The sequence below is a fragment of the uncultured Corynebacterium sp. genome (assembly GCF_902782855.1).
Lineage (GTDB): Bacteria > Actinomycetota > Actinomycetes > Mycobacteriales > Mycobacteriaceae > Corynebacterium.
Genome location: NZ_CACZOO010000006.1, coordinates 1 through 2,456, shown reverse-complemented (window position 1 = coordinate 2,456; position 2,456 = coordinate 1). Strand labels below are relative to the sequence as shown.

Sequence of the window (2,456 nt, the reverse complement as noted above, 5' to 3'; positions counted from 1 at the left end):
TAGCGGAAACGCTCCGCAAAACTCACCGCATCCGTGATCACGTCCCGGGAGTGGCTCAGCCCGGCCGCTGCGGCGATCGCCGGCAGATCCGCAGCCTCAGACTGCATGTGCTGCCAGGCATAGGCCAAGGCCCTGAGCCCTGCAATGTCCGCCGACTGGATCTCGTCGATGAACAGGACGAGGTCTGCAGCTCCATCGCCGACGGCCGCTGTGACGGCCCCGGTGATGACGTCCTGAAGGGCGCGTCCTGCACTGGCTTTCGTCCTGGCGGTCCCGCCCCATCCACTCGACAGGCGGTCGAAGGACCCGATCAGCGGTCCCAAGAATGGCCCGTCACCGGCCGTGACCCACACTGTCTGGAAACCCAGCTGGCGAGCTTCCTCCTGGAGGAACCGCAGCAGGCTGGTCTTGCCGATCCCGCGTGGGCCGACGGTGACGCTGGTCTGCCCCGACAGCTTGTGGAACTGACTCGTGTACGCGAGCTCCTGTCGGAAGTCCTCGATGTTCTTCCTTCTGCCAGGGACGCTGACGCTCACGGATCCGGGGGTGCACGGGCTCGGTTGCATGGCCTCAGCGGTCCATCGCAGCGATCATCAACGCAGGGCAGCGTCCGGCTGACCGCAGACGAGTGCTTCGGCAGATTGCAGGAGAACCCTTCGGCAGATTGCCGGAAAGAGGTGCGGCTGATCGCCAGAGCGTAGCGCGCTACCTGCATGTTCCACCAGATCTTCCGGTCGCCGATGTGGACGGACGATGCGGTGACAGCCGGGCACTGGCGCACCCGTGACAACGGCGAAGGTCGACCTCGTCCTCGAGCGTCATGACGGAGCGGTTATGGCCATCGCCCTCCACCTCGGGAGCTGCGGCTACCCGGTGGAGGACCAGTTGCACACACTGCCGGTCGAACGGCTCCGGGTGTGAGCGATCGGGAACCACTGCCCGTCGACCGGGCCGAGAGCAGGATCGACACGGTGTTCCGCGCGTCTGCTGTCACCATGATGTCCTGGCCCTGTGTCTGGCGGCCGGAGGTTATGTCCCGGAATCAGCAGAACCGACCCGACCTCAGGACACAGGATGCAAGGTCAGGATGCAGCCGCCGGCACCGACCGGCCTCCCCATGTTTCCCCCACGTAAAACCTTCATTCAAACAGTCGATTGAACGTGCAACTGAGCCGATGCGGGGGCTAGCGTCAGTGCGGTGACCATCCTCGCCGAGCTCCGCCACCGACGGCACCGGGACGCAACCGACGCCGACGCAGCAACCGCGACCCCCGGCAGCTCCGGCAACCTCAGCCCCACTGACCCCCTCGGCCTCGCGGCATCCCGACGTCGCACCATCATCTGGATCCTCACTCTCACCGCCGCACTGCTGGTCAGCGTCATCTTCAGCGTCGGCTTCGGCTCGGTCCACGTCTCCCCCGCCGATTCCGCCCGCGTCCTCTCCCACCACCTCTTCGGAACCGCCCTCGGTCTGGGCAGCACGGGCGGCACGGGAGACCCAGGCGGCACCAGCACCGGCACCAGCACCTCCGACCTCGCCCGGCACGACGCCGTCATCTGGACGATCCGTGCACCTCGCGCCGCCCTCGGCGTCCTCGTCGGCGCAGGTCTGGCGATCGCCGGCGTCATCCTCCAGGCTGTGGTCCGCAATGTGCTCGCCGACCCGTACGTCCTCGGCGTCTCCTCCGGCGCATCAGTGGGGGCGGCAGCGGCGATCACCCTCGGGGTCGGCACCGGCGCGACCGCGGCGCTGGGCAACCATGCTCTCGGCGACTACGCCCTGCAGACCAGCGCCTTCCTCGGCGCACTGATCGCGTCCGCCCTGGTCATCGGCGTGGCGCGCGCCGCCGGACGGTTCACCGCCACCCGCCTGCTCATGGCCGGCATCACCGTCGGCTACGCCCTGTCCGCCCTCACCAGCTTCCTCGTCTTCGCCTCGGACTCTGCCGAATCGTCCCGCTCGGTGATGTTCTGGCTGCTCGGCTCCCTCGGACTCGCCAACTGGTCCGGGCCGCTGGTCGCCGTCGCCGTCGTCGTGGCGATCAGTATCTGCATCCTGCTCCTCCTCGGCCCCCGGATCGACGCGCTCAACCTCGGCGACGAGACCGCGCTGACCCTCGGCATCAACCCCGACCGGCTGCGGCTCGGCCTGATCGTCCTGTCCTGCCTGCTCGTCGGCGCGGTCGTGGCGATGGCCGGGGCGATCGGCTTCCTCGGCCTCGTCGTCCCGCACCTGGCCCGCCGTCTCGTGGGAGGACGCCACCGCGCGCTCACCCCGGTCGCCGCCCTCCTCGGCGCAGTGCTACTGACCTGGGCGGACATCGGCGCGCGCACCCTGCTCGCCCCGCAGGAGATCCCCGTCGGCATCATCACGGCGCTGGTCGGCGCACCGTTCCTGCTTCTGCTCGTCCACCGTATGCACCGGAGGGAATCATGAGGAAAACACCCGCACTCAT

The 2,456-nt window shown here is 68.4% G+C and carries 3 protein-coding genes; 2 read left to right on the top strand and 1 reads right to left on the bottom strand.

Annotated elements, in window-relative coordinates; all coding sequences use genetic code 11:
- On the bottom strand, positions 1-536 hold a 536-nt coding region (locus QZV72_RS00210), incomplete at its 3' end, for an ATP-binding protein (RefSeq protein ID WP_297003888.1).
- Positions 537-783: 247 nt separating this feature from the next.
- On the opposite strand from QZV72_RS00210, the gene QZV72_RS00205 reads away from it, so the two are divergent.
- Positions 784-921, top strand: a complete 138-nt coding sequence (locus tag QZV72_RS00205; protein WP_297003887.1) for a hypothetical protein — start codon at positions 784-786, stop codon at positions 919-921.
- Positions 922-1,336: 415 nt separating this feature from the next.
- A complete protein-coding gene (locus QZV72_RS00200; RefSeq protein ID WP_297003889.1) occupies positions 1,337-2,437 on the top strand; it encodes an iron ABC transporter permease in 1,101 nt (366 codons plus the stop codon).
- Positions 2,438-2,456 lie beyond the last annotated feature (19 nt).